Genomic DNA, 25,037 nt, shown 5'->3' with positions numbered 1-25,037 from the left:
CACCACCTGGAGAAACTAATGAATACAGCAGTCGCAGCACCACAAATCACCCTACAAACCATCCAGTCCTCGCAGATCGCGGCTATCGGCCACTGCCCGGCTACAGAAACCCTGGCCGTGCAGTTCTTCCGCAAGGGTGCGCCAGCGGACGTCTACCACTACGCCAACGTCACGGCCGCCGAGTATGCGGCCTTCGCCGGCGCCGAATCCATCGGCAAGCACTTCTACGCGCACATCAAGCCGCACGCCGACAAGCACCCGTACACGAACACGGGCACGCCGACCGTCGAGCTGGCGCCGGTCAAGCTGAGCAAGGAACTGCTGGCCGGCCTGCTGACGGGCCGCAAATACGGCAGCGAAATGGCCAAAGAAGAGGAGCAGCAGGCCAAGGCCGCCGGCCTGATCGTGATCTTCGGCGCCAGCGACGACCTGATGGAGTTTCGCGGCTTCGTGGACGACGAGCGCGGCGCGCCGACCATCGCTCTGCTCGACGCCAAGGGCTTGCTGCCATTCCGCGAGGATATCCAGCACGACGACGATGCGCTCAAGGATTATTTCGCCAGGGCGCCGCAGGTGCGCGCCGTGGATGCCCTGTGGTGCAAGGAGGACGGCTACAGCTGGACTTACCGCACCGACGTGCCGCACGCCACGTTCGAAATCGTGGAAGACGGCGAGCCGTATTGCCGCGGCATCGTGATCGACGTGGCTGACCTGGGCGGTGCAGCATGACCACCCGCGCCGAACGCCAAGCACAGGCTACCGCAAAGCTCCAGGCCGCATGTGACAAATTCAACGCTGCGCACCAGGTCGGCGCCGCCGTCAGCGTCAAGCTGGACAGTGGAGAGGTCCGCAAGACGGTCACGACCAGCGAAGCGCAGGTGCTCAGCGGCCACACCGCAGTCATCTGGCTGGATGGCATCAGCGGCTGCTATGACTTGGAACGCGTGACGCTGCTCGCGCCGGCCAGCACGGCCGCAGTATCGCCGCCATGACGAAGCAAACCTACTTCCTCGTACACGACGAGGCACGGCGCCGAGCGGTTGAATTTGCCAAGATCGCGCCGCCCGGCTGGATGGTGGTGTTTTCCGAGCCGAAGAAAAAGCGGGCCCAGGAAGAAAAGTACCACGCCATGATCGGCGAGATCGCCAAGCAGGTCGAGCACATCGGGCGCAAGTGGGATGCGGATGACATGAAGCGGCTGCTGGTGGACGAGTTTGCCGACGAAATGCGCCTGGCCGGCACGCCGCTGCACCACGACGGGCGCGTGACACCCAGCTTCGACGGGCGCCGCATCGTGCAGTTGGGCGTCCAGACCAGCGACTTCTACGTGAAGGAAGCCGCGCAGTTCATTGAATTTTTGTATGCCTTCGGTGCCGCGCGCGGCGTCGTGTTCTCAGAATAAGGAAGCGCCATGTTTTTCAAGAATTTGCAGATTTACCGCTTGCCCGCCGCTTGGTCCATGACGGCCGCAGTACTCGAGCAGGCGCTTGCGCAGCAGCAGTTCACGCCCGCCACCAGCATGGACCTGGTGCGCCAGGGCTGGGCCGCGCCGCGCGGCACCGGCGCGCCGCTGGTGCACGCTGTCAACGGCCAATTCCTGCTGCAGCTGAAAACCGAGAGGAAGCTGTTGCCGTCGACCGTGATCAACCAGGTGGCCGCCGCCCGCGCGCTGGAAATGGAAGAAGCCCAAGGCTTCGCGCCCGGCAAGAAGGCCATGAAGGAACTGAAGGAGCGCGTCACCGACGAGCTCCTGCCGCGCGCGTTCGCCATCCTCAGCACCACGGCCGTGTGGATTGACCCGATCAACGGTTGGCTGGTGGTGGATGCGGCCAGCCCGGCCAAGGCTGACGAGGTGGTCAAGCTGCTGCTGAAATCCGTCGATAAGCTGCCGCTGGAAAGCCTGCGTGTGCAGCGCTCGCCAGTGGGCGCGATGACGGAATGGCTGCAGGTGGACGAATCCCCGGCAGGCTTCACGGTCGACCAGGACGCGATCATGCGCGCCACGGGCGAAAGCAAGGCCCAGGTGGCCTACAAGCGCCACACCCTGGAGGCCGACGATATCCGCCGCCACATCGCCGCCGGCAAGCAGTGCACACGCCTGGCCATGACCTGGAGCGACAAGATCAGCTTCGTGCTGGACGAGTCGCTGGCCATCAAGTCAGTGAAGCCTATGGAAATTATCAAGGAAGGCGCCACGCGCAACGACGACGAGCGCTTCGACAGCGATTTTGCGCTGATGACGGGCGAGCTGGCCAAGATGCTGACCGACCTGGTCGAGGCGCTGGGCGGCGAGGCCGACATGGAGGCGCAAGCAGCGGGCCCGGCTGTTGCCGGCCAGCAGAAGATCGAACGCGCCGTGAACTTGACTGCCGATCTGTACAAGCTTCGCGCCCGTTACCGCGATGTGCTCAAAGAGCTGTATGACAGCACCGTGCAGCCGGCCGTTGCCCGCGTGCGCGAACACATGGCGGAAACCGCCGAGGGCGCGATTAAATCGGCGTTGACGCTGGCCAAGGAGCTGCCAGGCGGCTCGCGATCCGCCGACCTGCTGCTGGTAGCCGCCATTGAGATCATGGAACCAAGCCCACGGCCAGCCAAGGGCCACGAGCCCGTGCGCGAACAGCGCCCGGTGCTGTCGCTGAACGGCGAAGCGGCAGGCGCCGTGCCGCCCGGCGACGGCAGCGCGAGCGACCCGCTGTACGACCAGGCCGTCGAGGTGGTACGCACGCACCAGCGCGCGTCGATCTCGTTGGTGCAGCGCCACCTGCGGATCGGCTACAACCGGGCGAGTAATCTGCTGGAAGCCATGGAGGCGCAAAGCGTAGTCTCTGTCATGCAGTCGAATGGCAACCGCCATGTGAGCGCCTAAGATGGAAATTTTCAATTTAAATTCGGAGCGGCTCACCCGCGATCGCCAAATATCTCCGATCAAGAAATGCAAGCGAATCGGATATGGAAGTGGCGCTTTCGCTGAACAAAGCTGGGAGGTTGCCAACCGCGTAAGTGGGAAGCAGCCCAAGACGCCCCACGCTTTGCTGCAATATTTGGTCAGCAGCATCAGCCGCTTCGATACCTGCCACTACATTGCGGCAGGCGGCAAGAATTATGCGCATTTCAGCAGTTTCATCGAGTGGACTCTTCCAAATTGGTATGTCGGCAACCGCAGCAAGCGCGGAGTGCAGGCGGCTTACTATCACCTGAGCCCTATCTCTGGGGATCCGAGCATCGTTGATTACTCCGTTTGCAGCCCTCAGCAGCCCCTGAACCTCGACCGCGAAAAACGCAATGGCGGCAATCACATTGGCTTTTTCGGTCGTTACCTGCTTCGCCTGCGCCAACTCCGCTCTATTGTGCTGAGCATGCATGATCCAGACCGCAGCAATGATTGTTCCAACGGAAGCTGCAGCTTGCACCCACGCGGCCGCTTCTGCGGACTCTATGCCTTTTTTATCAATCGCGAAGACCAAGCCGAAGACCAGCAAGACGCCAGTCACTACCAGCAGCAGAAAGGCCGCGCCTTGCTTTCGAGTAATTTTATTCATGGAGCAATATTAGCATGAGCAAAGATCGCCCTATCCTCATGAACGGCGCCATGGTGCGCGCCCTGCTCGACGGCAGCAAGACGCAAACGCGGCGGGTTATGAAGCCGCAGCCGGAGCCCAGCCCGCACCGCCCAGGCGACTACCAGTGGCCCTGCGACGCATTCCAGTCCATGGTAAGCGTTGCGGATACGCGTGCGCCAGGCGCCCATGGCATGGCCGGGGATGCGTGCCCGCACGGTGCGCACGGAGATCGCCTCTGGGTACGCGAAACCTTCTTCGCCTACGGCCGCTGGGTCACGCGCTACAGCGAGAAGAAGGGGCGAGACGAATGGCACTTCATCGACATGACGGCCGAATGCGACCGCACGTACCAGTACGACGCCGATTCACCGGACCTGCCACTGGTAACCGGGCGCGGCGGCGCGATGCCAGGCTGGCACAGACGCCCAGCCATCTTTATGCCTCGCGCGGCCTGTCGGATCCTGCTGGCGATCCAATCGGTGCGCGTCGAGCGCCTGCAGGACATCAGCGACGCCGACATTGTGGCCGAAGGCATCGACATGGATGCGCTGGCCGAAGCGCAGGACCGCTACGACATCGTGTGCAAAGGATCTGGCGCCTGTGGGCGCGCAACCGAGCGCACGGCCTGGCGCGACCTTTGGGAATCGACCGGCGGCGATTGGGAAGCCAATCCGTGGTGCTGGGCCATCACCTTCAAGCGAGTTGCACCATGAACCCGCGCATCTACAAGAAGCAGGCCAAGCGCGCCGTGCAGTTGCTGCGCAGCCATGGCAACACGACGAAATACAGGCCGTCGAGCGAGCCAGGCGTCACCGATGAGCCATTTTCGTGGAAACGCGGCAAATGGCTGCGTCAGCACCGACCCGCCGAATACAGCTTGTGGCAGCGCATCGGCTCGATTCCAGAGGTTTCCTGGCAAGACTTCGATGGCGAGTGGGATGGTCATGATTCCCGCACCGGCTGGGAGCGCCATTACGACCACGCCCGCTTGCCGTCAGATTACTGGGAAGGACCGGAATGGGAAAGCGGCGGCAAGCCGTGGCCGCGCATGACCACCAGCCAGCGCATGGGGATGTGGCGGCACAACCAGATTGCGCCAGGCTGGCAGTGGCGCGGTGGGCGAGCAGCAAAGGTGGTGCCATGACCGACAACGACGAAGTACCGAACAGCGAACGCAGCCCCGGCGCCGCGCGCTTGGCGGCGGTCCTGATCCTGATTTACGTGGCGGCGACCCTGGCGGGCGTCCTGGCCGCGACAACCTGAAAGGTGAATATGGAAAAGAAAATTGAAGCGACACCGGTAGCCTGGAGCGCACCATGAACATGAGCGAGCACGACGTAGTGGCCAGGATGGTTGCCGCAATTGAGCGTGCGCACCAGCCCCTGACTTGGGTGAAGCTGGAGCGCTACGTCGAAATATCAGGTGATTCCGTCGATTCCGTGCAAGCCCGCCGCAAGGCTGGCAAGTGGCTCGATGGCAATCAATGCAAAATTGTGGATGGCCGGCTGTGGATTAATTTGCCGGCAGTAGAGGAATGGGTAGCAAAATGGGAACAATCAAGTCCAGCCCGCCAGGCGTCGAACTCCGGTCGGGCGTCCAAAGCGAATCGATCCGCATAAAATTTATGTACCGGGGCACCGAGTGCCGGGAAACACTGAAGCTCGCGCACAGCAAAGCAAACATCAAATACGCCGAACGGCTGCGCGGCGAGATCCTGAACGCCATTGCGATGGGAAATTTCAGCTATACCAAGTACTTCCCCGATTCGACGCAGTTGAAGAAGTTCGGCTTGCAGTCGCGCCAACACAGTGTGACGGTAGGAGACCTACTGAGGCAGCAATTTGAAATCTATGAGCGCATTCTGGCCCCCAGCACACTCAAAAGCTACCGGGGCATTCTGACAACCCGTCTGTTGCCTCAGTGGGGGGATACGATGCTCAGCGAGCTTTCACCGGCCGCGCTCCGCGCCTGGATATCGGGCATGGGAATCAAAGCGGCCTCTACACGCCAAGTTTTAATACCCTTACGTGGCGCCCTGGAGCTTGCGATAAATGACGACCTGATCGATGTCAATCCGCTGGATAGGGTGCGACTGCAGAAAACTTTGGATCGAGATGCCTACAAAGCTGAGTATGAAGTCGATCCATTCAGTGCGCAGGAAATCGCGGCCATTTTGGGTTCGGCGCAAGGCCAGGCGCGAAACGTATTTCAGTTCGCGTTTTACACTGGCATGCGCCCGAGCGAATATATAGCACTACGTTGGGATTCCATCGACTGGACGGGGTTCAAGGCCAAGGTCGAGAGGTCGCGTGTGATGGGGATATCACGAGAGGAACTGAAGACGCGCGCGGGCCGTCGCTTGGTAGAGCTTCGCCGCGGCGCCGTAGAGGCGTTGGTTGCACAAAAACAACATAGCTTTCTTGCCGGTGGACTGGTGTTTCAAGATCCGGCCACAGGTGAAGGCTGGGACAACACACAGCGCTTGAGCCTGTTCTGGGCTCAGATGATAAAGAAGGGTAAGGTGCGGTACAGGAATCCGTATCAAACGCGGCATACCTTCGCCTCAACACTTTTATCTACAGGGGCAAACCCGATGTACGTGGCAAAGCAGATGGGGCATACGGATACGACCATGATCACCCGGACCTATGGGCGTTGGCTGGAGCAGGAAGGCGGCGTTTTGCCTGACCTTTACCTCAAGATGGCGGATGGGTTGAAGGAAGGGACTGCTTGATATTTTCGCCCACGTTTCGCCCACGGAAACATGAGCCAGTCTGTAACCCGCATGAATCCTAGCTATAGTCCGAACGAAGCAAGTTATACAGAAATCCAGGAACTTTGTCTTGAACTTCGGCAAACTTCCACTGCTCCAGCGGCGTTGCCGCAGGCATGAGCGGACAGGCAGGCAGATCATATGCTGTTTTATCCGCATGCCAGCGCAGGCCGCAGCACATACCTGCCGTGTCACAGCGGCGTTTTGCAAGGCTGCAAACAGGATCCGGCGTGACCCCGCCGGAGCGGATTTATCGTTGATGCGCCATGCAACACAAAGCCTGCAGTACTGCCGGGCCGGTCGCCAGGCTCGGCAGCGGCCGCGACCGGCGACGTGGACTTATGCGCGCTGCAATTCGCCCTCAAGCTCGCCAACGGTCATGGGGACATAGTCCGCATCCAGCGGCATGCGATCCTTGCCATAGCGCCTGACCAGGTAGGATGAGTCCGCCGCTTCGTGGCTGGTTTTCACCTGCAGAAAGCCCGCTTCGGTTGCCACTTCCGCATACTGGCAGGCGTCGCCGCAGCAATAGCTGCGCCATTCGATGTCATGGATGTTCATTATTGTCCCGTCCCGTAATAAAAGCCCGTAAAACCATCACAAAAACGCAAGCTGTCCGCCAATTGCAACTGACGAATGTACTCGCACGATTTTTCAAATGCCGACTTGGTCAACAGCAAGTTGTCGCCGGTGGCATCCTCGCCGCTGCCCGTATCGCCCAGTGCGGTGACGCCATGCCAGAAGGGAAACCAGGTATCGCCATAGGCAACGATCACATCAGCCATGCGCTTGATCTGCGATGCTTTTTGCCAGCCGGGGATATGCCCGGTGACACCGCCGGTCACCTTGGCAATCCCGCTGGCCGTCGCGCTTCCCCAATCACATGCGCCAACGTGATGCGGATTATCGATGCCAAACGGCGTCACGCTCACATTGATCTTGCGCGCGTGGCGCTGCATCTTGATGCCCGTTCCCTTGATGATCTTTTCTGACAGGCGGCTGCTCGACGATTGCGGCGAAGCATAGAATTCCAGGCCGCGTGTCATGCCGGAGTTCAGATACAAAGCCGTCACCGGAAGCACTTCATACAGCAGGGCGCCGGGCGACGTGATCGTACTCATGGCGTCGGCGCCACCCAGGTGATTGGTCGTGTGGTTGATGCACTCCCAGCCGGCGTCATAGGCGACTTGCAAGAACGGATTGACGCCGCTCCAGTCGCTCACCACCTTGTCGCCATTCAGCCAAATGCGCTTTGGCACCGCGACATAGCCCTTCCATTTGTAGGAATCGAAAATGGGCAGATAATAGCTGGCCATGTCAGCGCCGACGGAATCGGTGCCGAGCACGATCTGCGCCTGCGTGTCGAAATCCGTCCAGATGGAATCGAAATACACATCCGCCCCGGCCATGTTCGACATGTCGATTTTTATGCCGGTAATGGCCGCATCCTTGATGTTTGCCGCCGCGCCTGTGCGATAGGAACCGCCGAGCACACCGAAGGGATGATATTCGGTGACGCCGGAACCGCTGACATAGGCGTTCGGGTCGCGCATGACGAATTTGAGAAAATTCCAGCCCTCGCGCACCTGGTTCGAGTTGAACCCCACCGTCAGCGCATTCGCATTCGAGCCGGCGGCATCGGTCGTCAATGTGAAACCGATGGAGCCGGCAGGGGTTCCGCCGGGTTCATAACCGGGCAGGTTGTCAACGTAAACCCACAGGCCGATTTTGCCTTTCAGCTCCTTGACGCGCGCGGAGGCGGCAAAGTTTGCCAATTTGATTTCATGCGTCGCATTGACCGTCGGAGACCAGCGCAGCAGCTCCGTCTGGCCGGTACGGCTGGTGATGCCGACAGCATTGCCAGCCGCATCATAACCGGTGTAGCCCTGGGTCAGCACGGGAGTGCCGCCGGCGACGGTCCACACGCCACTGGTAAAATTGGCGACCATGCGGCCGGCATTCCTGAGGCCGCGCAAGATGCCCGTAGGCTGGCCGAAGGCGAGCGTCCGCCCCTCCCCCGCCTGAAAAAGCGGCGCAAGCCTTTCGGGCATGAGACGCGACGGCATCGCGCTGATAGTATTATTGCTCATGGTATATAGCCTTTCATGTCAGTTTTATCAAAGTGAAATACAGACGGGCCATCCAGCCCATGACACCAGCACCCATCCGGGCACCCTCGCTCCCGGAACCTTCCATAAAAAAACGTACAAACGGGCCAGGCACGCCCGCGTCAAGCCGGCACGGCGCCGGCGCCCTCCCTCAGGCGCCGCTGCGCCGCCTCCTTCGCTTCGCGCTGCCCTTGGGCTTCACGATTGAGCCTGCCGATGGCGGCGACGGCCGCATCGGCATCAAAGGCGGCTTCGCGGCCATCGGGATAGATAAAGATCGGGCGCTTGCCACGCCCCTCGCCCGTCGTTGCAATACTTCCGTCTGGGTTGAATTTGAACGGCATGGTCTCTCTTTCCGGGCATGACGCCCAATGGCTAGCCTTCCGGCCGTGCGCCGCTTATCGTTGCGGCAATAAAAAAGCCCGCCGAAGCGGGCCCTGCTCAAATGAAGACGGAGAAAACAAAATATAAAATAAATAAAACAACCAGCGAGCGATCGCTCAGCCATTTGTGCACTCCGCACTGCACGCAAGAGCAACTGGCACGCGTGGGGTAAGCAGCTCCTGTGCCGCCCGCTTACGCTCATCTGTTCCAGCTATCGGCGCTGCATGCGCGGCGCGGGGTACCGGAAGAACTTTACTGAAATGCAATGCGCATATCTTAACACAAAAACACTGTACATAAACACAGTTTGCAGAATTTATATGCCCATTTCTGCCGGCGCCATGCAGCGCCGCTAGCGCAAACGACGCCTGGAGCGCTCCGCATGGCGGGCGACCGTGGCGGCAAGCTCGCTGACCATATCCTTGATGCGCTCGCGCTCAAAACCGCCGGCACACTCCACCTCGGCCTTGCCCGTGCCCGTGCATGCCGTGCAATCGCGCAAACTTGTGGGCGACATGCCGGTGCCCTGGCATGGCTTGCACCTGTCATCGAGCCAATATGCCAGCGACGCATGGGCAACCCGCTTATACAGGGCCTGCGCCGTGCAGATATCGCGTTCGGAATTGATCCTGACCCAGCGGCGCGCCTGGCCCTTTGCCGTCACCGCAGCCGTCCATATCCGCAGCAATTGCACCAGGTTACCGCTGTTGCCATCGGATTGGCTGTCGACGAGGACATCCGCGTATTTCACGCGACAAAGCAAAGCACCGAGGTCGCCCGCCAGCGCAGCAGCCGCGATCACGTCCAATCCGTGATGAAACGCGTCATCCCTCAAGTTTGACGAACGCAACGACGCTACAAATTTATTGGCGAATCCCATATATCCTCCTTGGCGATTCGACTATCGTAGCATCCAATATTTGCTATTTGGCAAAACTTTGGCGCCATAATGCAACCATCCGAGTCAACTGCGGATGTGCGGCACGGATCGATATACGAAAGAATGTGTTACTGAAGAGGGGAAGCCGGCGCCTTCCCGGCCGCTTTGAATGGAGGCATCGAGGCAAGCCGCAATTGATGATCACCGCCGCTTCCAGGGCAATGTGTTAAGGCGCGGCGCCAGGCAGCGATACGCCCTTCATTTGACTGCCCGGCCCCGCACCTGAAGATGCGCTGCCAGGTCAGGCCTTGGCAGGTTTGCTGCCGGCGCGGCGCCGGCGCGCTTCTTTCGGGTCGGCTTGCAAGGGCCGGTAGACCTCCACCCGGTCATGCTCGTGCAATACGGTATCCAACGGCTTCCTCTTGCCATAGATGCCCACCATATTGATGGCCAGGTCGATGCCGGGGAAGGCCTGCAGCAAGCCGCTTTGCATCACCGCCTGCCCGATGGTGGTGCCGGCAGGCACCGTCAAGGCACGCAGGAAGTTGCTATCCGGCAAGGCGTAACAGACTTGCACGTGAATGCTGGCCTCAGCCATATACCGTCTCCGCGCGCTTGCAGAAGGAATCGACCATGCTGTTGGCGATCATGCCGAAGACGGGGCCGATGATCTGCTCGAGCACGCGGCTGGAAAACTCGTAGTGCAGGTCCAGTTCGATCTTGCAGGCATCTTCGCGCAGGGCCTTGAAGGTCCATACGCCGTCGAGGGTCTTGAAAGGACCGTCCACCAGCTTCATCTTGATGGAAGTCGGCGGCACGTTCTCGTTGGACGTGGTGAAGCTTTGGCGCACGCCGTGGTAATGTATGCCCACGCTGGCGACAACCGTGTTCTCGCCCCGCTCGCGAATCTCGACCGCACCGCACCAGGGCAGGAATTTGGGATAATCCTCCACCGCCGCCACCAGCGCGAACATTTGTTCGGCGCTATAGCCGAGAAAAACTGATTTATGTACTACTGCCATTGAAGAACCATTTGCTATGATGTTGGATACATTTGATTTTATCGCGCTTGCGCGAGACAGTAGTTTAACCGACCCGCGCACATTTACCATCTCATGACCATAGCAGACAACAGAAAAGCCTTCCACGACTACTTTATCGAGGATCGCTACGAAGCGGGCATCGTACTGGAGGGCTGGGAAGTCAAAGCCATCCGCGACGCCCGCGTACAAATCAAGGAAGCCTACGTCGTCGTCCGCGGCGATGAGCTCTTCCTGTTCGGCGCGCATATCAGCGCCCTGCCGACCGCCTCCACCCATATCCACCCGGAAGCCGTACGCACGCGCAAGCTGCTGCTGCACCGCGCGGAAATGGATAAACTGATCGGCAAGGTGGAACGCTCCGGCTATACCCTGGTGCCGCTCAACCTGCACTACAAGGGCGGCCGCGTGAAATGCGAAATCGGCTTGGCCAAGGGCAAGAAACAGCACGACAAGCGGGCGGCCGAACGCGACCGCGATGGCGCGCGCGAAGTACAGGCGGCAATGAAATCGCACCGCCGCTGATCCGGCACTGCGCGCAACATGCCGCACCGATACCAGCAAGCCCGGCTATATGCCGGGTTTTATTTTGCCGATTGCCTGCGGCCAGCGGAAAAACTCGGCGCGGCGGGAATAAGACAGGGAAGGAAAGAGATACGGCGGGAAAAAACGGGGAGCGGCGAAAATGCCATGGGGATACGGCGATATACATCAGCTTGGCCTGCCTGGCCCAAGACAACAGTAAAGTTCCGGATGCTTGCGTGCTGCCTGGTATTACCCCTGCACGACTCCACAGGACAAGCATCCGAATGAACGGTTTTTTAAGCCTTCAGAATCAAACCTTCAGCAAATCACGCGACTTGCCCGAATCGGTCCATTCCTTGACCCATTTCGGCTGACGGCCACGGCCAGTCCACTGCTGCGTCGCATCATCCGGATTGCGATAGCGTACCGCAACCGTGCCGGTTTTAGCGCGGATACCCGTACCAACCAGGTCTTTTACGGAAACGCCGACGCTCTGGGCAATCGCCAGGATTTGTTCGCGCGCTTTGGACAGATCGTCCTGTTCGCGTTTCTTCATTTGCTTCTTGATGTCGTCCTGCAAGGTGCGCAGTTCGGACAGGGATAAGCTGGACAGATCCATGATATTTCCTTGTGTGAGTTGAAAAATATAACTGAACAGTTAAATTCTATCCAATTGTAACGCGACTGCGGTGATTTTTCTAAAGATTTGATTGTTTTTTACAATTCTTTTACCAAAAAACCGACTTCCCCGGCTTTCAAGCGATGCAAATCATCAATCAAGAAGGGAACATCGCACATGGACCGCCTGCCCAGGTACCTCTACCTCTGCTTTGTGCGGTAGCGATGCAATACAGCGCCATCGGCCCCATTTATTCTCCAATATTTTTTGTTTCATTGCAATTTATAGTAATTCTAAATTGCAATTCGAAAATAGCTACGAGCCAATACTATCGCCAATCGCGCATCGCATCAAACGCCATCCGACATCCACACCGGACATAGGCGCAATCATCGCCATGCATGCGCGGCAGATTTTACGCCATTCAAAGAAATCAGCGCCGCACGAGAGCACATAATCGAGAAAGTGCGCACAGCATAGCATGAAGAAAATATTATCAGCGTTAGGCATTCGCCCGCAGATACTCTTTCCCTGCTGCCGCCAGATAATCATGGCGGCGCAAATGCAAACTGCCCGCTATACAGCGGGCAGTATTGAGGACAAACTTGCTACGGATTTGCTATTCACCCAAGCTGCAGTCAATCACGGAATAGCCACGCCACTTTTCGGCTTCTGCGTTTTTACCACCTGCATCGCCGTGGCGATCAAACCGCTCATATCGCCCAGATTGGCCGGCACGATAATCGAGTTATTCGTTTTCGCCAATTGTGCGAAGGCGCCCACATACTGCTCGGCCACTTTCAGGTTGACGGCATCTTCACCGCCCGGCTCGCGGATGGCGGCGCCCACCTGGCGCAACGCTTCGGCGCTGGCCTGCGCCAGCGCGACGATGGCCGTGGCCTGGCCTTCGGCGCGGTTGATCGATGCCTGCTTCTCGCCTTCCGAACGGGCAATATTCGCTTCACGCTCGCCGCTGGCGATATTGATCTGCTCCTGTTTGCGCCCTTCCGAAGCGGCAATCAGCGCGCGCTTTTCGCGCTCGGCCGTAATCTGCGCCTGCATCGCATGCAGGATTTCCTTGGGCGGCGTCAAATCCTTGATTTCATAGCGCAATACCTTGACGCCCCAATTCGCCGCCGATTCATCGATGGCATTCACGATGGCCGTATTGATATGGTCGCGTTCTTCAAATGTCTTGTCGAGTTCCATTTTACCGATCACCGAACGCAAGGTCGTTTGCGCCAGTTGCGTAATGGCGGCAATATAATTCGACGAGCCATATGAAGCACGCATGGCATCGGTAATCTGGAAATACAGAATGCCATCGACCTGCAATTGCGTATTGTCACGCGTAATGCACACCTGCGGCGGCACATCGAGTGGAATTTCCTTGAGCACATGCTTGTAAGCGATGCGGTCGACAAAAGGCACGACAATATTCAAGCCAGGACCCAATACCGCATGGAACTTGCCCAAGCGCTCCACCACCCAGGCATGCTGCTGCGGCACCACATTGACCGTCTTGAAGACAAATACCAACGCCAGCAATAACAAGATCAGCGACATGCTTCCGATACTTACTTCCATAATCTATTCTCCAGGTTATCCAACAATCAAACGGCTGCCGCGCACGGCACGTATGGTGTAATGACCGGCCTGCGTATCGCTGCCGGGTATCAGTTCCACATCCCACAAGGCGCCGCGATACATGACGCGCGCCGCGCCATCGACCCAATGCGCGACCGACACGCTTTGGCCGATATCCAGATTCACATTCGGATCCTGCGCCGCATCGCGCCGCCCCGCCCTGCCAAAACGGCTGCGCCGCAATAACAGCGTGGCGGCCACGCCGACCACGGCGGCCGTCAGGGCCTGCCAGCTGCCATTTCCACCCGCCAGCGCCACCAGTCCGCCAGCACCGATGCCGATGGCGATCATCAGCAGATAAAACGTGCCTGTAAATAATTCCAGGATCAATACCGCGCCAGCCGCGACAAACCAGCCTACCCATTCAGCCATGATGCCTCCATCTTTGTGAATCCAAAATAAAAAACCCCGCAGCCTATATAAGCGACGGGGTTTAATGCGCAGTACTGCCTGATATTATTCTTGCCAAACACCTATATACAAGCAGTCTAACGCAATTCCGGATGGCGTCAATAGCCAGGGGCGAATTAGCGGCGCCGGCCCGGCGTTTATTCCTCCAGCAGGCTGCGCAACATCCACGCCGTCTTCTCATGCAAATCGAGGCGCTGCGTGATCAGGTCGGCCGTCGGCTGGTCATTGGCTTTTTCCAGCAGCGGGAACAGGCGGCGCGCCGTGCGCGCGGTCGCTTCCTGCGCCGATACCAGGTGGCTGACCATGTCCAGCGCCGGCGGCACGCCGTCGATTTCCTTGATCGACGCGAGCTTGACGAATTCCTTGTAGGTGCCCGGCGCCGGATAGCCAAGGGCGCGGATGCGCTCGGCGATCAGGTCCAGCGCGGCCCACTGCTCCGTGTATTGCGTCATGAACATCAGGTGCAGGGTGTTGAACATCGGCCCCTTGACGTTCCAATGAAAATTGTGGGTCATCAGGTACAAGGTGTAGCTGTCGGCCAGCAGGCCGGACAGGCCTTCCGCAATTTTCGCGCGGTCCGCTTCGGAAATGCCGATGTCGATCTTTGCCACTTTGCTCGGTTTCTTGCTTGCCATGTGAACTCCCGTTTCAATGTATTGGTGGAATCATTTTAGCTGATCTGGCGCAAGCCCATCGGATACTGCCGTGCGCCGCACGGCAGGCATAAAAAAACCCGCTGCCGGGTGAGCGGCAGCGGGTTTTTCAACGGACCGGAAAGACGCTTACGCTTTCAGCGCAGCGAGCTTTTGCCACGTATCGATCACCGAGTCCGGATTCAGGGACATCGACTCGATGCCCTGCTCCATCAGCCAGACGGCAAAATCCGGATGGTCGGAAGGACCCTGGCCGCAGATGCCGATGTACTTGCCGCGTGCCAGGCAAGCCTTTATGGCCAGGGCCAGCAGCGCTTTCACGGCAGGATCGCGCTCGTCGAAGTCGGCGGCCAGCAATTCCATGCCGGAATCGCGGTCCAGGCCCAGGGTCAGCTGGGTCAGGTCGTTCGAACCGATCGAGAAGCCGTCGAAATGGTCGAGGAACTGGTCGGCCAGGATGGCGTTCGACGGCACTTCGCACATCATGATGACGCGCAAGTCGTTCTCGCCGCGCTTCAGGCCATTCTTTGCCAGCAAGTCGATGACTTTCTCGGCCTGGCCCAGGGTGCGCACGAATGGCACCATGATTTCCACGTTCGTCAGGCCCATGTCATTGCGCACGCGCTTCATCGCTTCGCATTCCATGTTGAACGCTTCGGAGAAGTCGGCCGACAGGTAGCGCGCCGCGCCGCGGAAGCCCAGCATCGGGTTTTCCTCGTCCGGCTCGTAGCGCGAACCGCCGATCAGCTTCTTGTACTCGTTCGACTTGAAGTCGGACAGGCGCACGATGACTTTCTTCGGCCAGAACGCGGCGGCGATGGTGGCGATGCCTTCGGCCAGCTTGTCGATATAGAACGCTTTCGGCGAAGCGTGGCCGCGCGCCACCGATTCCACGGCCTTTTTCAGGTCGGCATCGATGTTCGGGTATTCGAGGATCGCGCGCGGATGCACACCAATATTGTTATTGATGATGAATTCCAGGCGCGCCAGGCCCACGCCCGCATTCGGCACGGACTGGAAGTCGAACGCCAGCTGCGGATTGCCCACGTTGAGCATGATCTTGGTATCGAGTTTCGGCAATTCGCCGCGCGACACTTCCGACACTTCCGTTTCCAGCAAGCCATCGTAGATCTTGCCTTCGTCGCCTTCCGAGCAGACCACGGTGACAAACGTGCCGTCTTTCAGCACCTCGGTCGCGTCGCCGCAGCCGACGACGGCAGGCACGCCGAGTTCACGGGCAATAATTGCTGCGTGACAAGTACGGCCGCCACGGTTGGTGACGATGGCCGACGCGCGCTTCATGACCGGTTCCCAGTTCGGGTCCGTCATGTCGGCAACGAGCACGTCGCCTGGCTGCACGCGCTCCATGTCGGCCGGGTCGTGAATCACGCGCACGGGGCCGGCGCCGATCTTCTGGCCGATGGCGCGGCCGGACGTCAGCACGGTGCCGGTGCTTTTCAGCTTGAAGCGTTCCTGCACGTCGGTCGCCTTTTGCTGCGACTTGACGGTTTCAGGACGCGCTTGCAGGATGTACAGCTTGCCGTCGCGGCCATCCTTGCCCCACTCGATGTCCATCGGACGGCCGTAGTGGTTCTCGATGATGACGGCGTACTTTGCCAGCTCCACCACTTCGCTGTCGTTCAGCGAGTAGCGGTTGCGCATTTCGACGGGCACGTCGACGGTTTTCACGGAACGGCCGGCTTTCGCTTCGTTCGTGAATTCCATCTTCAGCAGCTTCGAGCCGATATTGCGGCGGATTACAGGCGACTTGCCTTTTTCCAGCATCGGCTTGTGCACATAGAACTCGTCGGGATTGACGGCGCCCTGTACCACAGTCTCGCCCAGGCCATAGCTGGAGGTGACGAAGACCACGTCCTTGAAGCCCGATTCCGTGTCGATGGTGAACATCACGCCGGCCGCGCCCAGGTCGGAACGCACCATGCGCTGCACGCCGGCCGACAAGGCCACTTCAGCGTGCGTAAAGCCCTTGTGCACGCGGTACGAGATCGCGCGGTCGTTGTACAGCGACGCGAACACCTGTTTCATGGCTTCGAGCACGTTGTCGATGCCGACCACGTTCAGGAAGGTTTCTTGCTGACCGGCAAAAGACGCGTCCGGCAAGTCTTCCGCCGTGGCCGAGGAACGCACGGCAAACGACATTTCGGTGTCGGAATCGGCCACCAGTTTGGCGTAGAACTGATCGATTTCAGCGGCCAGGCGTGGCTGGAACGGCGTTTCGACGATCCATTGACGGATCTCGGCACCGGCTTGCGCCAGCGAGCGCACGTCATCGATGTTCAGCCCTTCGAGGCGCTGGGCGATGCGTTCGGCCAGCGGCAAGCCGCCGTTGGCGCTATACGAGAGGAAATCGCGGAATGCCTGCGCCGTGGTGGCGAAGCCACCGGGCACGCGCACGCCGGCTTCCGCCAGCTGGCTGATCATTTCGCCCAGGGAGGCGTTCTTGCCGCCGACGGATTCGACATCCGTCATGCGCAAATGCTCGAACGAGGCAACATACACCGCGTCCTTGTCTTCCTGCTGTTGCGATACTGCGTTGGTCATAATGACACCCTTACTGATGATAGAAATCTTTACGCGCGGCGCACAGACAGTCTTCTTGTTATTCTTGGCGTCGTGCAGCACAATCATACCGTTGCAGCCATTTTACCTTGTGCGGCGCAAATTGACGACGCACAATCTCGATCCGAAGACCCATGACACAAGAACCACGCCCTCCCCTGCCCCCTGCGGCCCGCACCGTCTTCTTCGTTTCCGACGGCACCGGCATCACCGCCGAGACGTTCGGCCACTCGGTGCTGACGCAGTTCGATCTGCGCTTCCGCCAGATCCGCCTGCCCTTCATCGATACCATGGACAAGGCCTACGATGCGGCGCGCAAGATCAACGAAGCCTTCGCCGCCGATGGCCAGCGCCCGATCATTTTCTCCACCCTCGTGAAGAACGACCTGTCGGCCGTGATCCGCAAGTCCAGCGGCATGCACATGGACCTGATCCAGACCTTTGTCGCCCCGCTGGAGCAGGAACTGGGCGTAATGTCGACCCACACCATCGGGCGCTCGCACAACATCGTCGACAGCGAGGAATACAAGAACCGCATCGAGGCGATCAACTATTCGCTGGCGCACGACGATGGCCAGTCGCACAAGAACCTGTCCTCGGCCGATGTCATTCTGGTGGGTGTTTCGCGCTCTGGCAAGACCCCGACCAGCCTGTATCTGGCCATGCAATACGGTATCAAGGCGGCCAATTATCCGCTGATTCCCGACGATTTCGAGCGCGACAAGCTGCCATCGGCGCTGCTGGAATTTAAGAATAAAATTTTCGGATTAAGCATTACGCCCGAACGTTTGTCGGAAATACGCAACGAAAGACGCGCTGGAAGCAAGTATGCGGCCATCGAAAATTGCCGTTACGAGGTCAACGAGGCGGAAAAGATGATGAAACGCGAAGGCATCCGCTGGCTCTCCTCGACCACCAAGTCGATCGAAGAGATCTCCACGACGATCCTGCAAGAGATTAAGCCGAACCGCCGCGAGTACTAGCACGCCGGACCAAACCTGCTGCGCGTACGCTCGCTACGGTTTGGTCAGGTGTTCGTTTCTCTCGAAAGCACCGTCAGCGCCGCCACCAATTGGTCCAGTTCAGCGGTGGTGGTCGTGACGGCCACCGTGGCGCGCACGACGTCGGCATCGCCGATATTGCGCTGCACGGTGAATATGCCAAAGCGCTGCAGCAAGGCTTGCTGTAGCGCGCGCGCCTCCATGCCGTCGACGGCAAAGGCGACGAGCGCCGTGCCGCGTTTTGCATCGAGCGGCGACAGGATGCGCACGCCGGGCAACTGCGCCACCCGTTCGACCCAGTAATTGCGCAGCCAGGCCAGGCGTTCCCTCTTGGCCGGCGTGCCGCCCAGGCGCGCATGGAAGTCCAAGGCGGCGGGCGCGGCCAGGATGGCGCCGATCGGCGGCATGCCCATGTGCAGGCGGCTGCGGATATCGTCAAGCGGATAATCGTCGTCGCCACAATGCGGCTCGATCTTGTGCAGCTGCGACGCGCGGATATACACGACACCGAGTCCCGCCGGCGCCCCCAGCCATTTGTGCAGATTGAAACCGGCGAAATCGATGCCCATGGCTTGCACGTCGACGTCGACCTGCCCCAGCGCATGGGCGCTGTCGAGCAGCACGTCGATGCCGTGTTCGCGCGCCAGCGCCATGATGGCCTGCAACGGCAGTTGCTGGCCATTGGCCGGCGTCACCTGCGACAGCAGCAGCAACTTGGGCTTGACGGCCTGGCGCATGGCTTGCGCGTAACGGGCGATGATCTCGTCATCGCCGATGGGCAAGCGCAAGGTGACTTGTGTGCTGGTGACGCCACGGCGCTGCGCCAGCCAGCGCATGGCCGTGCGCATGGCCGGATAATCGAGATTACTCCACAGCACCGTATCGCCGGGCGCCAGGCCGTGGTATTGCGTGATCAGCACCTGCATGGACTCGGTGCCGCTGCGGGTCAGCAGGATCTCGTGCGGCTGCGCGTGAATCAGCGCGGCGACGCGCTGGCGCAGAATATCCACATGCGTGCGCGTGAACTCGCCGCGCACGAAGGGACTCAGTTGCTCGTTGGTGTAGCGCACGGCCTGCTCGAAGGCCGCTTGCACGGGGGCGGCCATGGCACCGAAATAGCCGTGTTCGAGATTGACGATAGCGTCTGGCGGCGCGGGATAGAACGCGGCGACCTGGCGCCACCAGGCCTCGTCGCGTGCGGCACCGTCGGCGAGCGAAGGAAAAACCGGATGATCAGGCATGGCGGGCCTTGGTGTGAAAGTGTCAGGACTGGCCCTGGCGCAGCTGCTCGAAGAAGCACACGGCGGCGCAGGCGGCCACGTTCAGCGATTCGATCTGGCCCAGGTGCGGAATGACCACCTGGTGCGTCGCCATCGACAGCAGGTCGTCGGCCACGCCCTGCCCTTCATGGCCGAACAGCCAGGCGACGGGCTGGCGCAGGTCGACGTCGTACAATCGCTGCGTGGCATAGCCGCTGGTGGCAAGTGTCGCCACTTTCGCGTCGGCGACCAGTGCCGCCAGATCGACGTTTTCGAAGATGTCGAGCACGAAGTGCGCGCCCATCGCCGCGCGCAGCACCTTGGGCGACCAGCAGAAGGCCGTGCCGGCGCTGCAGTACACCTGCGTGATGCCGGCGGCAGCCGCGCTGCGCAGGATGGAGCCCACGTTGCCCGGGTCTTGCAGGTTATCGAGCAGCACGGCCGACACGCTCAGGGGCTGCGTGACGGCCCGTTCCGGCGTCTCGATGAGGAACATCACGCCCACGCCATGTTCGACCTGGCTCACCGCGTGGTACAGCGCGTCGGGCAAGCCCAGTACGTGCGCGCGCTGGCTTTCCAGCTGGCCGACGATCTCCATCACTTCCGGATTGCGCAAGGCGCTTTCGCTGACGATGCACTGCTCCGGCATGCCGCGCAGCTGCAGGTAGGATTGGCACAGGTGCACGCCGTCGAGCAAAGTGCGGCCCGACTTGCGGCGCGCCTGCGAACTGCCCGCCAGCTTCAATAAATCCTTGTATTGCGCATTGTCGCGCGAGGTGATCGTCTTCATGCCGCCACCTCCTGTCCGCCGAACAGGGCGATCACGTTGCGCACGGGCGCGAACGAGCGGCGGTGCACGGGCGAGGCGCCGTGCAGGTGCAGGCGTTCCAGGTGCAATTTCGTGCCATAACCCTTGTGCTGGTCGAAGCAGTACTCGGGATAGGCCGCATGCAGGTGCACCAGGGCCGCGTCGCGCGCCGTCTTGGCCAGGATCGAGGCGGCGGAAATCGAATCGACCTTATCGTCGCCGCCGATGATGGCCATGCCGCGTATCGGCATCACGGGGCAGCGGTTGCCGTCGATCAGGGCCAGGGTCGGCACGGTTGCCAGCGCCTCGACGGCGCGGCGCATGGCCAGCATCGACGCCTGCAGAATGTTCAGGCGGTCGATTTCCTCTTCCGACGCTTCGGCGATGGCCCAGGCCAGGGCCTTGGCCTTGATTTGCGGCGCCAGCAGGTCGCGCCTGGCTTCGCTGAGTTTCTTCGAGTCGCGCAAGCCGTCGATGGGCTGGTTCGGGTCGAGGATCACGGCGGCGGCGAAGACGGGGCCGGCCAGCGGACCGCGGCCTGCCTCGTCGACGCCGCAGATGATTTCGTCGAGCGAGAATGGCAAGTCGTCAAACAGACCAGGATAGATATTTTTCACGTTGAATCTTTGGTTGGTACTGCGGTTGAAGCGGTGATCGGGAATTACTTGCGGTTGGCGGCGATGACCTGCATGACGGCGTTGGCGCTTTCGCGCGCGCTGTCGCGCAGCAGGCTGTGGTGCATGTCCGTGAAGCGCTGCACCAGGCGCAAACGGCCCGGCACGTCGCTCAGCTGCTGCCACATGGCGTCGGCCAGCGCTTGCGGACTGGCCGCGTTTTGCAGCAGCTCGGGCACCACGTAATCGCGCGCCAGGATGTTCGGCAAACCTATCCACGGCTGGTAGCCCATGTGGCGCATGATTTCCCACGAAGCGCGCATCATCTTGTAGGCGATGACCATGGGCTTCTTGTACAGCGCCACTTCCAGCGACGCCGTGCCCGAGGCCACCAGCACCGCATCGGCGGCGCAGATGGCGGTATGCGAGCCGCCATCGGTGAGCAGGATTTCGACGTCCTGCAAGCCCGCCTCACGGATCAATTGCAAAAAGTACTGACGCTGCTTTTCGCCAGCCATGGGCGCAACGAAACGCAGGGAGCGGTCGCGCGCCAGCAGCAGCTTGCAGGCGCCGACAAACGCCACCGTATTGTATTTGAGTTCGCCCATGCGGCTGCCCGGCATCAGGGTCACGACGTTCGCGTCTTCCGGCAAGCCCAGGACACGGCGCGCGGCCGCCTCGTCGGGCTGCAGGGGGATCATCTCGGCCAGCGGATGCCCGACATAGGTGACGGGCACGCCTGCCTTGCGGTAGATCTCTTCCTCGAACGGGAAGATCACCAGCATGTGCGAGACGGCCTTGATGATTTTCTTGATGCGCCCACCGCGCCAGGCCCAGATCTGCGGCCCGATGTAGTGCACGGTGGGGATGCCGCCTTCCTTCAGCTGCTGCTCGAGTCCCAGGTTGAAGCCCGGGTAGTCGGCGCCGATGAAGACGGCGGGACGCTCGGCCAGCAACTGGTCGCGCAGCGCGTTCTGGATGCCCTTGATCTCGCGGTAGCGGGGAATGATCTCGAACAGGCCGCGCACGGTCAGCTTGTCGAGCGGCCAGTCGGATACAAACCCCTGCTTGGCCATGTGCTCGCCACCGATGCCATGGAAGCGCGTGCCGGGCAGCTGCGGCACGAGGCCGGACAGCAGCCGGCTGGCCAGCAGGTCGCCCGACACCTCGCCGGCGACGATGGCGACGTTGGCGACCGGCAGGCCGCTGGCGTGGTCAGCGGACGATGCCACGCGACGCCACGCCCAAAAATTCGCGCATGGCGCGAATGTGTTGCGCCACCTCGGGCGACGATGCCGCTTCTTCTTCGAACAGGGCCGCCTTGGATTCTTCCAGGGTCAGTCCCGAGCGGTAAATGAGCTTGTACGCGGTGCGGATGCCGTTGATCTGCTCGCGCGTAAAGCCGCGGCGTTTCAATCCCTCGATATTGACGCCATGGGCCTGCGCCGGATTGCCGTTCAGGAGCACGAACGGCGGCACGTCCTGTGTCAGGCTGGTGCTCATGCCGACAAAGGCGTGCGCGCCGATCTTGCAGAACTGGTGCACATTGGCGAAGCCACTCATGATGACCCAGTCGCCGATCTCCACGTGCCCCGCCAGCTGGGCATTGTTCGAAAAGATCGTGTTGTTGCCCACCAGGCAGTCGTGCGCCAGGTGCACATATGCCGAGATCCAGTTGTCATTGCCCAGGCGCGTCACGCCGCCGCCCTGCACGGTACCGGTGTTGAAGGTGCAGAACTCGCGGATGGTGTTGCGGTCGCCGATTTCCAGGCGCGTCGCCTCGCCCGCCCATTTTTTATCCTGAGGCTGCGCGCCGATGGAAGAAAACTGGAACAGGTGGTTGTCGCTGCCGATCGTCGTGTGGCCGTCGATGACCACATGCGGACCAACTTTGGTGCCGGCACCGATGCGCACGTGCGGACCGATGATGGTGTACGGACCCACCTCGACCGAGCTGTCGAGCTCGGCCTTCGGGTCGATGACTGCCGTTGAGTGGATGGCCGCCATATCACTGCACCGCTGGCTGGCTCGCAGACTGGCTCGCATCTTGCGCGCTGCGGATGGTGCACATCAGTTCCGCTTCCACCGCCAGCTTGCCATCGACCGTACCGACGGCCTTGTATTTCCAGATGCCGCGCGAGACGCGCAGGATTTCCACGTCCATCTTCAGCTGGTCGCCCGGTTCGACAGGACGCTTGAAGCGCGCATTGTCGATGCCGACGAAGTACACCACCGAGTTCTCGTCCGGTTTCACGCCCATCGACAGGAACGACAGCAAGGCCGCCGTCTGCGCCAGCGCTTCGATCATCAGCACGCCAGGCATGACCGGCTTGTGCGGGAAATGTCCCTGGAAGAACTCTTCATTGACCGTCACGTTCTTGATGGCGGTAATGGTCTTGTCCGCTTCCCAGTCCAGCACGCGGTCGACCAGCAGCAGCGGGTAGCGGTGCGGCAGCAGCGATTTGATGGCGAGGATGTCGAGGGTCTTTTTTTCAGTAGTCATTTTTCGTCTTGCGTGGTCAGTGTTTTAATTGTTTTTTCAAGCGCGCGGATCTTCTCGCGCATGCTTGACAGGTTGCGCACGATGGCGGCGCTCTTTTCCCAGTCGGCGTTCTTGGCCAGCGGATAGAAGCCCGTGTACTGGCCCGCTTCCAGGATCGAACGCGAGACCATGCTGCCCGAGCCCACATGGACGCGGTCTGCAATGGTCAGGTGGCCCAGCACCATGGCGGCGCCGCCAAAGGTGCAGTACTTGCCGATGATGGCGCTGCCGGCCACGCCGACGCAGCCGGCCATGGCCGTGTGCGCGCCGATATGGCAGTTGTGGCCGATCTGGATCTGGTTATCGAGCTTGACGCCATCTTCGATGATGGTGTCGGCCAGTGCGCCGCGGTCGATGGTGGTGTTGGCGCCGATGTCGACATCGTCACCGATCACCACCCTGCCCGTCTGCGGAATCTTGATGTACACGCCGCCTTCGTTGGCGAAGCCGAATCCGTCGGTGCCGATCACGGCGCCCGAATGGATGATGCCGCGCTGGCCGATCACGCAGCGCGCGTGGAAGGTCACGTTGGCCAGCAATTGCGTGCCGGCGCCGATGACGGCGTCGCGCCCCACCACGCAGCCGGGGCCGATGACGCAGCCGGCGCCGATCACGGCGCCCGCTTCGATCACCGCGTGCACGCCGACGGAGGCGCTGGCGTCAACCTGCGCGCTGGCGTCGACAAAGGCGCCCGGATGGATGCCGATTGGCGCCTTGATCTCGTGCAGGGCGGCGAAATACTGCGCCGCGCGCGCGAAATACACATAGGGATTCGGGGTGACGATGCGCGCGCCGGCGTACTCGGCGCCGATCAGCGCGTCGTCGGCCGGCGTGAGGATCAGCGCGGCGGCGCCGCTCTGGGCCGCCTGTGCGCGGAATTTGCTATTGCTGAGAAAGCTGATGTGCGAAGCGCCGGCGTCGGCCAGCGGTGCGATCCCTGAAACTTCCAGATTGGGATCGCCCGCCAATTGTCCGCCGAAGCGTTCGACCAATTCTCCTAGTCGAGTGCCCATCTTTTACCTTTATAAGAACGCCTGCCAGTGCACGCAGCGCATGCACCGGCAGGCTTAAAACCATTTCGATTACTTGTCCAGCGCCTTCAGGACCTTGTCGGTAATGTCGATGCGCGGGCTGGCCCACAGGGCTTCCTGCAGCACGATGTCATATCCTTCGATATGCGCCATCTGCTGGATGATGGTGTTGGCTTTTTCCGCGATGGCGCTGCGCTCTTCGTTCGTGCGCTGGCTCAGGTCTTCGCGGAACTCGCGCTGGCGGCGCTGCAATTCCTTGTCCAGCTCGAAAAACTCGCGCTGGCGCTTGGCGCGCTCCGCCTCGCTCAGGGTCGGCATGTCCTTTTCCAGGGCTTCGTTGGCGACCTTGAAGCGGGCCGCCAGTTCCTGCACGGCTTTTTCGCGCGAGCGGAATTCTTCGGCCAGCTTGGCGCTGGCCAGCTTGGCCAGCCTCGATTCGTTATAAATACGTTCGCTGCTGATCCAGGCGATCTTCGACTCCTGAGCCTGCGCCTGCACCGGCAACAGCGAACTCCAGCACAATGCGATCACGGCAAGGGTCTTGGGCAGGGTAGCGGATGCGGTGTTCATGATACTCCATGGTCAAAAGGTAAAAGCTG

The 25,037-nt window shown here is 60.7% G+C and carries 31 protein-coding genes and 1 pseudogene; 12 read left to right on the top strand and 20 right to left on the bottom strand.

What is annotated here, in order from left to right; genetic code table 11:
* Positions 1 to 18 precede the first annotated feature (18 nt).
* From ACQ4WQ_RS08585 to ACQ4WQ_RS08565, 5 genes and pseudogenes are all read left to right on the top strand, one after another.
* Complete coding sequence (locus ACQ4WQ_RS08585; RefSeq protein ID WP_436496161.1) at positions 19 to 729, top strand: KTSC domain-containing protein; 711 nt, start codon at positions 19 to 21, stop codon at positions 727 to 729.
* A complete protein-coding gene (locus ACQ4WQ_RS08580) occupies positions 726 to 992 on the top strand; it encodes a hypothetical protein (protein ID WP_436496159.1) in 267 nt (88 codons plus the stop codon). The genes ACQ4WQ_RS08585 and ACQ4WQ_RS08580 overlap by 4 nt, the downstream gene beginning before the upstream one ends.
* On the top strand, positions 989 to 1,402 hold the full coding sequence (locus ACQ4WQ_RS08575; RefSeq protein ID WP_436496157.1) for a recombination protein NinB: 414 nt from the start codon (positions 989 to 991) through the stop codon (positions 1,400 to 1,402). Before ACQ4WQ_RS08580 ends, ACQ4WQ_RS08575 begins: the two co-directional genes overlap by 4 nt.
* A gap of 9 nt (positions 1,403 to 1,411) precedes the next feature.
* Positions 1,412 to 2,335 (top strand): annotated as a pseudogene (locus tag ACQ4WQ_RS08570) (recombination-associated protein RdgC); the annotation flags it as partial.
* 129 nt (positions 2,336 to 2,464) lie between these two features.
* Positions 2,465 to 2,869 (top strand): DNA translocase FtsK, encoded by a 405-nt coding sequence (locus tag ACQ4WQ_RS08565; protein WP_436497373.1) that lies wholly within the window; start codon positions 2,465 to 2,467, stop codon positions 2,867 to 2,869.
* Positions 2,870 to 2,885: 16 nt separating this feature from the next.
* On the opposite strand, the gene ACQ4WQ_RS08560 is transcribed toward ACQ4WQ_RS08565, so the two are convergent.
* On the bottom strand, positions 2,886 to 3,542 hold the full coding sequence (locus ACQ4WQ_RS08560; RefSeq protein WP_436496155.1) for a hypothetical protein: 657 nt from the start codon (positions 3,540 to 3,542) through the stop codon (positions 2,886 to 2,888).
* Between the two features lie 14 nt (positions 3,543 to 3,556).
* On the opposite strand from ACQ4WQ_RS08560, the gene ACQ4WQ_RS08555 reads away from it, so the two are divergent.
* The 5 genes from ACQ4WQ_RS08555 to ACQ4WQ_RS08535 are packed head-to-tail and all read left to right on the top strand — an operon-like array spanning position 3,557 to position 6,297.
* The gene (locus tag ACQ4WQ_RS08555) at positions 3,557 to 4,276 is read left to right on the top strand and encodes a hypothetical protein (RefSeq protein WP_436496153.1); all 720 of its coding nucleotides are present in this window, start codon (positions 3,557 to 3,559) and stop codon (positions 4,274 to 4,276) included.
* On the top strand, positions 4,273 to 4,707 hold the full coding sequence (locus tag ACQ4WQ_RS08550) for a hypothetical protein (RefSeq protein WP_436496151.1): 435 nt from the start codon (positions 4,273 to 4,275) through the stop codon (positions 4,705 to 4,707). Before ACQ4WQ_RS08555 ends, ACQ4WQ_RS08550 begins: the two co-directional genes overlap by 4 nt.
* Positions 4,704 to 4,826, top strand: a complete 123-nt coding sequence (locus ACQ4WQ_RS08545; RefSeq protein ID WP_436496149.1) for a hypothetical protein — start codon at positions 4,704 to 4,706, stop codon at positions 4,824 to 4,826. The genes ACQ4WQ_RS08550 and ACQ4WQ_RS08545 overlap by 4 nt, the downstream gene beginning before the upstream one ends.
* 53 nt (positions 4,827 to 4,879) lie before the next feature.
* Positions 4,880 to 5,182, top strand: coding sequence for an excisionase family protein (gene xisR / locus ACQ4WQ_RS08540; protein ID WP_436496147.1), 303 nt, complete (start codon positions 4,880 to 4,882; stop codon positions 5,180 to 5,182).
* Positions 5,110 to 6,297: a site-specific integrase gene (locus ACQ4WQ_RS08535; protein WP_436496145.1), complete on the top strand. Its 1,188-nt coding sequence runs from the start codon at positions 5,110 to 5,112 to the stop codon at positions 6,295 to 6,297. Before xisR ends, ACQ4WQ_RS08535 begins: the two co-directional genes overlap by 73 nt.
* A 378-nt stretch (positions 6,298 to 6,675) precedes the next feature.
* Here the strand turns inward: ACQ4WQ_RS08535 and ACQ4WQ_RS08530 are convergent, their stop codons facing one another.
* The 6 genes from ACQ4WQ_RS08530 to ACQ4WQ_RS08505 all read right to left on the bottom strand — a co-directional run bounded on the left by ACQ4WQ_RS08530 (position 6,676) and on the right by ACQ4WQ_RS08505 (position 10,730).
* Positions 6,676 to 6,897, bottom strand: a complete 222-nt coding sequence (locus ACQ4WQ_RS08530) for a hypothetical protein (RefSeq protein WP_436496143.1) — start codon at positions 6,895 to 6,897, stop codon at positions 6,676 to 6,678.
* On the bottom strand, positions 6,897 to 8,426 hold the full coding sequence (locus tag ACQ4WQ_RS08525; protein WP_436496141.1) for a hypothetical protein: 1,530 nt from the start codon (positions 8,424 to 8,426) through the stop codon (positions 6,897 to 6,899). Before ACQ4WQ_RS08525 ends, ACQ4WQ_RS08530 begins: the two co-directional genes overlap by 1 nt.
* A 140-nt stretch (positions 8,427 to 8,566) precedes the next feature.
* On the bottom strand, positions 8,567 to 8,788 hold the full coding sequence (locus tag ACQ4WQ_RS08520) for a hypothetical protein (RefSeq protein WP_326458633.1): 222 nt from the start codon (positions 8,786 to 8,788) through the stop codon (positions 8,567 to 8,569).
* A 392-nt stretch (positions 8,789 to 9,180) separates the two neighbouring features.
* Positions 9,181 to 9,708 carry a hypothetical protein gene (locus ACQ4WQ_RS08515; RefSeq protein WP_436496139.1) on the bottom strand — a complete coding sequence of 176 codons (528 nt, stop codon included), beginning with the start codon at positions 9,706 to 9,708 and terminating at the stop codon, positions 9,181 to 9,183.
* A 301-nt stretch (positions 9,709 to 10,009) separates the two neighbouring features.
* Positions 10,010 to 10,306, bottom strand: coding sequence for an RnfH family protein (locus ACQ4WQ_RS08510; RefSeq protein WP_436496137.1), 297 nt, complete (start codon positions 10,304 to 10,306; stop codon positions 10,010 to 10,012).
* Positions 10,299 to 10,730, bottom strand: a complete 432-nt coding sequence (locus ACQ4WQ_RS08505; RefSeq protein WP_035818194.1) for a type II toxin-antitoxin system RatA family toxin — start codon at positions 10,728 to 10,730, stop codon at positions 10,299 to 10,301. The genes ACQ4WQ_RS08510 and ACQ4WQ_RS08505 overlap by 8 nt, the downstream gene beginning before the upstream one ends.
* Before the next feature lie 93 nt (positions 10,731 to 10,823).
* Here ACQ4WQ_RS08505 and smpB point away from each other — a divergent pair, with 93 nt between their 5' ends.
* Positions 10,824 to 11,273 (top strand): SsrA-binding protein SmpB, encoded by a 450-nt coding sequence (smpB, locus tag ACQ4WQ_RS08500; protein WP_034784131.1) that lies wholly within the window; start codon positions 10,824 to 10,826, stop codon positions 11,271 to 11,273.
* A 310-nt stretch (positions 11,274 to 11,583) separates the two neighbouring features.
* Here smpB and ACQ4WQ_RS08495 read toward each other — a convergent pair whose 3' ends face one another.
* From ACQ4WQ_RS08495 to ppsA, 5 genes are all read right to left on the bottom strand, one after another.
* A complete protein-coding gene (locus ACQ4WQ_RS08495) occupies positions 11,584 to 11,892 on the bottom strand; it encodes an H-NS histone family protein (RefSeq protein WP_010397665.1) in 309 nt (102 codons plus the stop codon).
* Positions 11,893 to 12,534: 642 nt separating this feature from the next.
* Positions 12,535 to 13,479 carry an SPFH domain-containing protein gene (locus ACQ4WQ_RS08490; protein ID WP_326458630.1) on the bottom strand — a complete coding sequence of 315 codons (945 nt, stop codon included), beginning with the start codon at positions 13,477 to 13,479 and terminating at the stop codon, positions 12,535 to 12,537.
* 15 nt (positions 13,480 to 13,494) lie between these two features.
* The gene (locus ACQ4WQ_RS08485) at positions 13,495 to 13,911 is read right to left on the bottom strand and encodes an NfeD family protein (RefSeq protein ID WP_326458629.1); all 417 of its coding nucleotides are present in this window, start codon (positions 13,909 to 13,911) and stop codon (positions 13,495 to 13,497) included.
* Between the two features lie 176 nt (positions 13,912 to 14,087).
* Positions 14,088 to 14,585 carry a Dps family protein gene (locus ACQ4WQ_RS08480; protein WP_034752224.1) on the bottom strand — a complete coding sequence of 166 codons (498 nt, stop codon included), beginning with the start codon at positions 14,583 to 14,585 and terminating at the stop codon, positions 14,088 to 14,090.
* A gap of 147 nt (positions 14,586 to 14,732) precedes the next feature.
* The gene (gene ppsA / locus ACQ4WQ_RS08475; RefSeq protein ID WP_436496134.1) at positions 14,733 to 17,165 is read right to left on the bottom strand and encodes a phosphoenolpyruvate synthase; all 2,433 of its coding nucleotides are present in this window, start codon (positions 17,163 to 17,165) and stop codon (positions 14,733 to 14,735) included.
* Positions 17,166 to 17,317: 152 nt separating this feature from the next.
* Here ppsA and ppsR point away from each other — a divergent pair, with 152 nt between their 5' ends.
* Positions 17,318 to 18,166: a posphoenolpyruvate synthetase regulatory kinase/phosphorylase PpsR gene (gene ppsR, locus ACQ4WQ_RS08470; RefSeq protein ID WP_326458628.1), complete on the top strand. Its 849-nt coding sequence runs from the start codon at positions 17,318 to 17,320 to the stop codon at positions 18,164 to 18,166.
* A 44-nt stretch (positions 18,167 to 18,210) separates the two neighbouring features.
* Here ppsR and ACQ4WQ_RS08465 read toward each other — a convergent pair whose 3' ends face one another.
* From ACQ4WQ_RS08465 to ACQ4WQ_RS08430, 8 genes are all read right to left on the bottom strand, one after another.
* Positions 18,211 to 19,425, bottom strand: a complete 1,215-nt coding sequence (locus ACQ4WQ_RS08465; protein ID WP_436496132.1) for an aminotransferase class V-fold PLP-dependent enzyme — start codon at positions 19,423 to 19,425, stop codon at positions 18,211 to 18,213.
* Positions 19,426 to 19,447: 22 nt separating this feature from the next.
* Positions 19,448 to 20,233 carry a TrmH family RNA methyltransferase gene (locus tag ACQ4WQ_RS08460; protein ID WP_326458626.1) on the bottom strand — a complete coding sequence of 262 codons (786 nt, stop codon included), beginning with the start codon at positions 20,231 to 20,233 and terminating at the stop codon, positions 19,448 to 19,450.
* Entirely contained in the window at positions 20,230 to 20,868 is a 639-nt protein-coding gene (rnhB, locus tag ACQ4WQ_RS08455; protein ID WP_070288016.1) for a ribonuclease HII, read from the bottom strand. Before rnhB ends, ACQ4WQ_RS08460 begins: the two co-directional genes overlap by 4 nt.
* 44 nt (positions 20,869 to 20,912) lie before the next feature.
* Positions 20,913 to 22,097, bottom strand: coding sequence for a lipid-A-disaccharide synthase (gene lpxB, locus ACQ4WQ_RS08450; protein WP_436496129.1), 1,185 nt, complete (start codon positions 22,095 to 22,097; stop codon positions 20,913 to 20,915).
* Positions 22,081 to 22,872, bottom strand: coding sequence for an acyl-ACP--UDP-N-acetylglucosamine O-acyltransferase (lpxA, locus tag ACQ4WQ_RS08445; RefSeq protein WP_034784140.1), 792 nt, complete (start codon positions 22,870 to 22,872; stop codon positions 22,081 to 22,083). The genes lpxB and lpxA overlap by 17 nt, the downstream gene beginning before the upstream one ends.
* A 1-nt stretch (position 22,873) precedes the next feature.
* Positions 22,874 to 23,368, bottom strand: a complete 495-nt coding sequence (gene fabZ, locus ACQ4WQ_RS08440; RefSeq protein WP_436496127.1) for a 3-hydroxyacyl-ACP dehydratase FabZ — start codon at positions 23,366 to 23,368, stop codon at positions 22,874 to 22,876.
* Positions 23,365 to 24,420, bottom strand: a complete 1,056-nt coding sequence (gene lpxD / locus ACQ4WQ_RS08435; RefSeq protein WP_436496125.1) for a UDP-3-O-(3-hydroxymyristoyl)glucosamine N-acyltransferase — start codon at positions 24,418 to 24,420, stop codon at positions 23,365 to 23,367. The genes fabZ and lpxD overlap by 4 nt, the downstream gene beginning before the upstream one ends.
* 69 nt (positions 24,421 to 24,489) lie before the next feature.
* Complete coding sequence (locus ACQ4WQ_RS08430) at positions 24,490 to 25,008, bottom strand: OmpH/Skp family outer membrane protein (RefSeq protein ID WP_046684967.1); 519 nt, start codon at positions 25,006 to 25,008, stop codon at positions 24,490 to 24,492.
* Positions 25,009 to 25,037: the final 29 nt, after the last annotated feature.

This window comes from Janthinobacterium goodfellowi (genome assembly GCF_051380695.1).
Classification (GTDB): Bacteria; Pseudomonadota; Gammaproteobacteria; order Burkholderiales; family Burkholderiaceae_D; genus Janthinobacterium.
Note: the sequence above shows the minus strand (reverse complement) of the source record. Positions and strands in the feature narration are given on the sequence as shown.

Coding starts and splice junctions, on each gene's coding strand:
- ACQ4WQ_RS08550 (WP_436496151.1), top strand. CDS start 4,273: ATGAACCCGCGCATCTACAAGAAGCAGGCCAAGCGCGCCGTGCAGTTG.
- ACQ4WQ_RS08430 (WP_046684967.1), bottom strand. CDS start 25,008: ATGAACACCGCATCCGCTACCCTGCCCAAGACCCTTGCCGTGATCGCA.
- ACQ4WQ_RS08575 (WP_436496157.1), top strand. CDS start 989: ATGACGAAGCAAACCTACTTCCTCGTACACGACGAGGCACGGCGCCGA.
- ACQ4WQ_RS08565 (WP_436497373.1), top strand. CDS start 2,465: ATGGCGGAAACCGCCGAGGGCGCGATTAAATCGGCGTTGACGCTGGCC.
- ACQ4WQ_RS08480 (WP_034752224.1), bottom strand. CDS start 14,585: ATGGCAAGCAAGAAACCGAGCAAAGTGGCAAAGATCGACATCGGCATT.
- ACQ4WQ_RS08485 (WP_326458629.1), bottom strand. CDS start 13,911: ATGGCTGAATGGGTAGGCTGGTTTGTCGCGGCTGGCGCGGTATTGATC.
- xisR (WP_436496147.1), top strand. CDS start 4,880: ATGAACATGAGCGAGCACGACGTAGTGGCCAGGATGGTTGCCGCAATT.
- ACQ4WQ_RS08585 (WP_436496161.1), top strand. CDS start 19: ATGAATACAGCAGTCGCAGCACCACAAATCACCCTACAAACCATCCAG.
- ACQ4WQ_RS08560 (WP_436496155.1), bottom strand. CDS start 3,542: ATGAATAAAATTACTCGAAAGCAAGGCGCGGCCTTTCTGCTGCTGGTA.
- ppsR (WP_326458628.1), top strand. CDS start 17,318: ATGACACAAGAACCACGCCCTCCCCTGCCCCCTGCGGCCCGCACCGTC.
- ACQ4WQ_RS08515 (WP_436496139.1), bottom strand. CDS start 9,708: ATGGGATTCGCCAATAAATTTGTAGCGTCGTTGCGTTCGTCAAACTTG.
- ACQ4WQ_RS08495 (WP_010397665.1), bottom strand. CDS start 11,892: ATGGATCTGTCCAGCTTATCCCTGTCCGAACTGCGCACCTTGCAGGAC.
- ppsA (WP_436496134.1), bottom strand. CDS start 17,165: ATGACCAACGCAGTATCGCAACAGCAGGAAGACAAGGACGCGGTGTAT.
- ACQ4WQ_RS08530 (WP_436496143.1), bottom strand. CDS start 6,897: ATGAACATCCATGACATCGAATGGCGCAGCTATTGCTGCGGCGACGCC.
- ACQ4WQ_RS08545 (WP_436496149.1), top strand. CDS start 4,704: ATGACCGACAACGACGAAGTACCGAACAGCGAACGCAGCCCCGGCGCC.
- ACQ4WQ_RS08555 (WP_436496153.1), top strand. CDS start 3,557: ATGAGCAAAGATCGCCCTATCCTCATGAACGGCGCCATGGTGCGCGCC.
- fabZ (WP_436496127.1), bottom strand. CDS start 23,368: ATGACTACTGAAAAAAAGACCCTCGACATCCTCGCCATCAAATCGCTG.
- ACQ4WQ_RS08525 (WP_436496141.1), bottom strand. CDS start 8,426: ATGAGCAATAATACTATCAGCGCGATGCCGTCGCGTCTCATGCCCGAA.
- lpxD (WP_436496125.1), bottom strand. CDS start 24,420: ATGGGCACTCGACTAGGAGAATTGGTCGAACGCTTCGGCGGACAATTG.
- ACQ4WQ_RS08510 (WP_436496137.1), bottom strand. CDS start 10,306: ATGGCTGAGGCCAGCATTCACGTGCAAGTCTGTTACGCCTTGCCGGAT.
- ACQ4WQ_RS08505 (WP_035818194.1), bottom strand. CDS start 10,730: ATGGCAGTAGTACATAAATCAGTTTTTCTCGGCTATAGCGCCGAACAA.
- ACQ4WQ_RS08465 (WP_436496132.1), bottom strand. CDS start 19,425: ATGCCTGATCATCCGGTTTTTCCTTCGCTCGCCGACGGTGCCGCACGC.
- ACQ4WQ_RS08460 (WP_326458626.1), bottom strand. CDS start 20,233: ATGAAGACGATCACCTCGCGCGACAATGCGCAATACAAGGATTTATTG.
- ACQ4WQ_RS08490 (WP_326458630.1), bottom strand. CDS start 13,479: ATGGAAGTAAGTATCGGAAGCATGTCGCTGATCTTGTTATTGCTGGCG.
- smpB (WP_034784131.1), top strand. CDS start 10,824: ATGACCATAGCAGACAACAGAAAAGCCTTCCACGACTACTTTATCGAG.
- ACQ4WQ_RS08535 (WP_436496145.1), top strand. CDS start 5,110: ATGGGAACAATCAAGTCCAGCCCGCCAGGCGTCGAACTCCGGTCGGGC.
- lpxA (WP_034784140.1), bottom strand. CDS start 22,872: ATGGCGGCCATCCACTCAACGGCAGTCATCGACCCGAAGGCCGAGCTC.
- ACQ4WQ_RS08580 (WP_436496159.1), top strand. CDS start 726: ATGACCACCCGCGCCGAACGCCAAGCACAGGCTACCGCAAAGCTCCAG.
- ACQ4WQ_RS08520 (WP_326458633.1), bottom strand. CDS start 8,788: ATGCCGTTCAAATTCAACCCAGACGGAAGTATTGCAACGACGGGCGAG.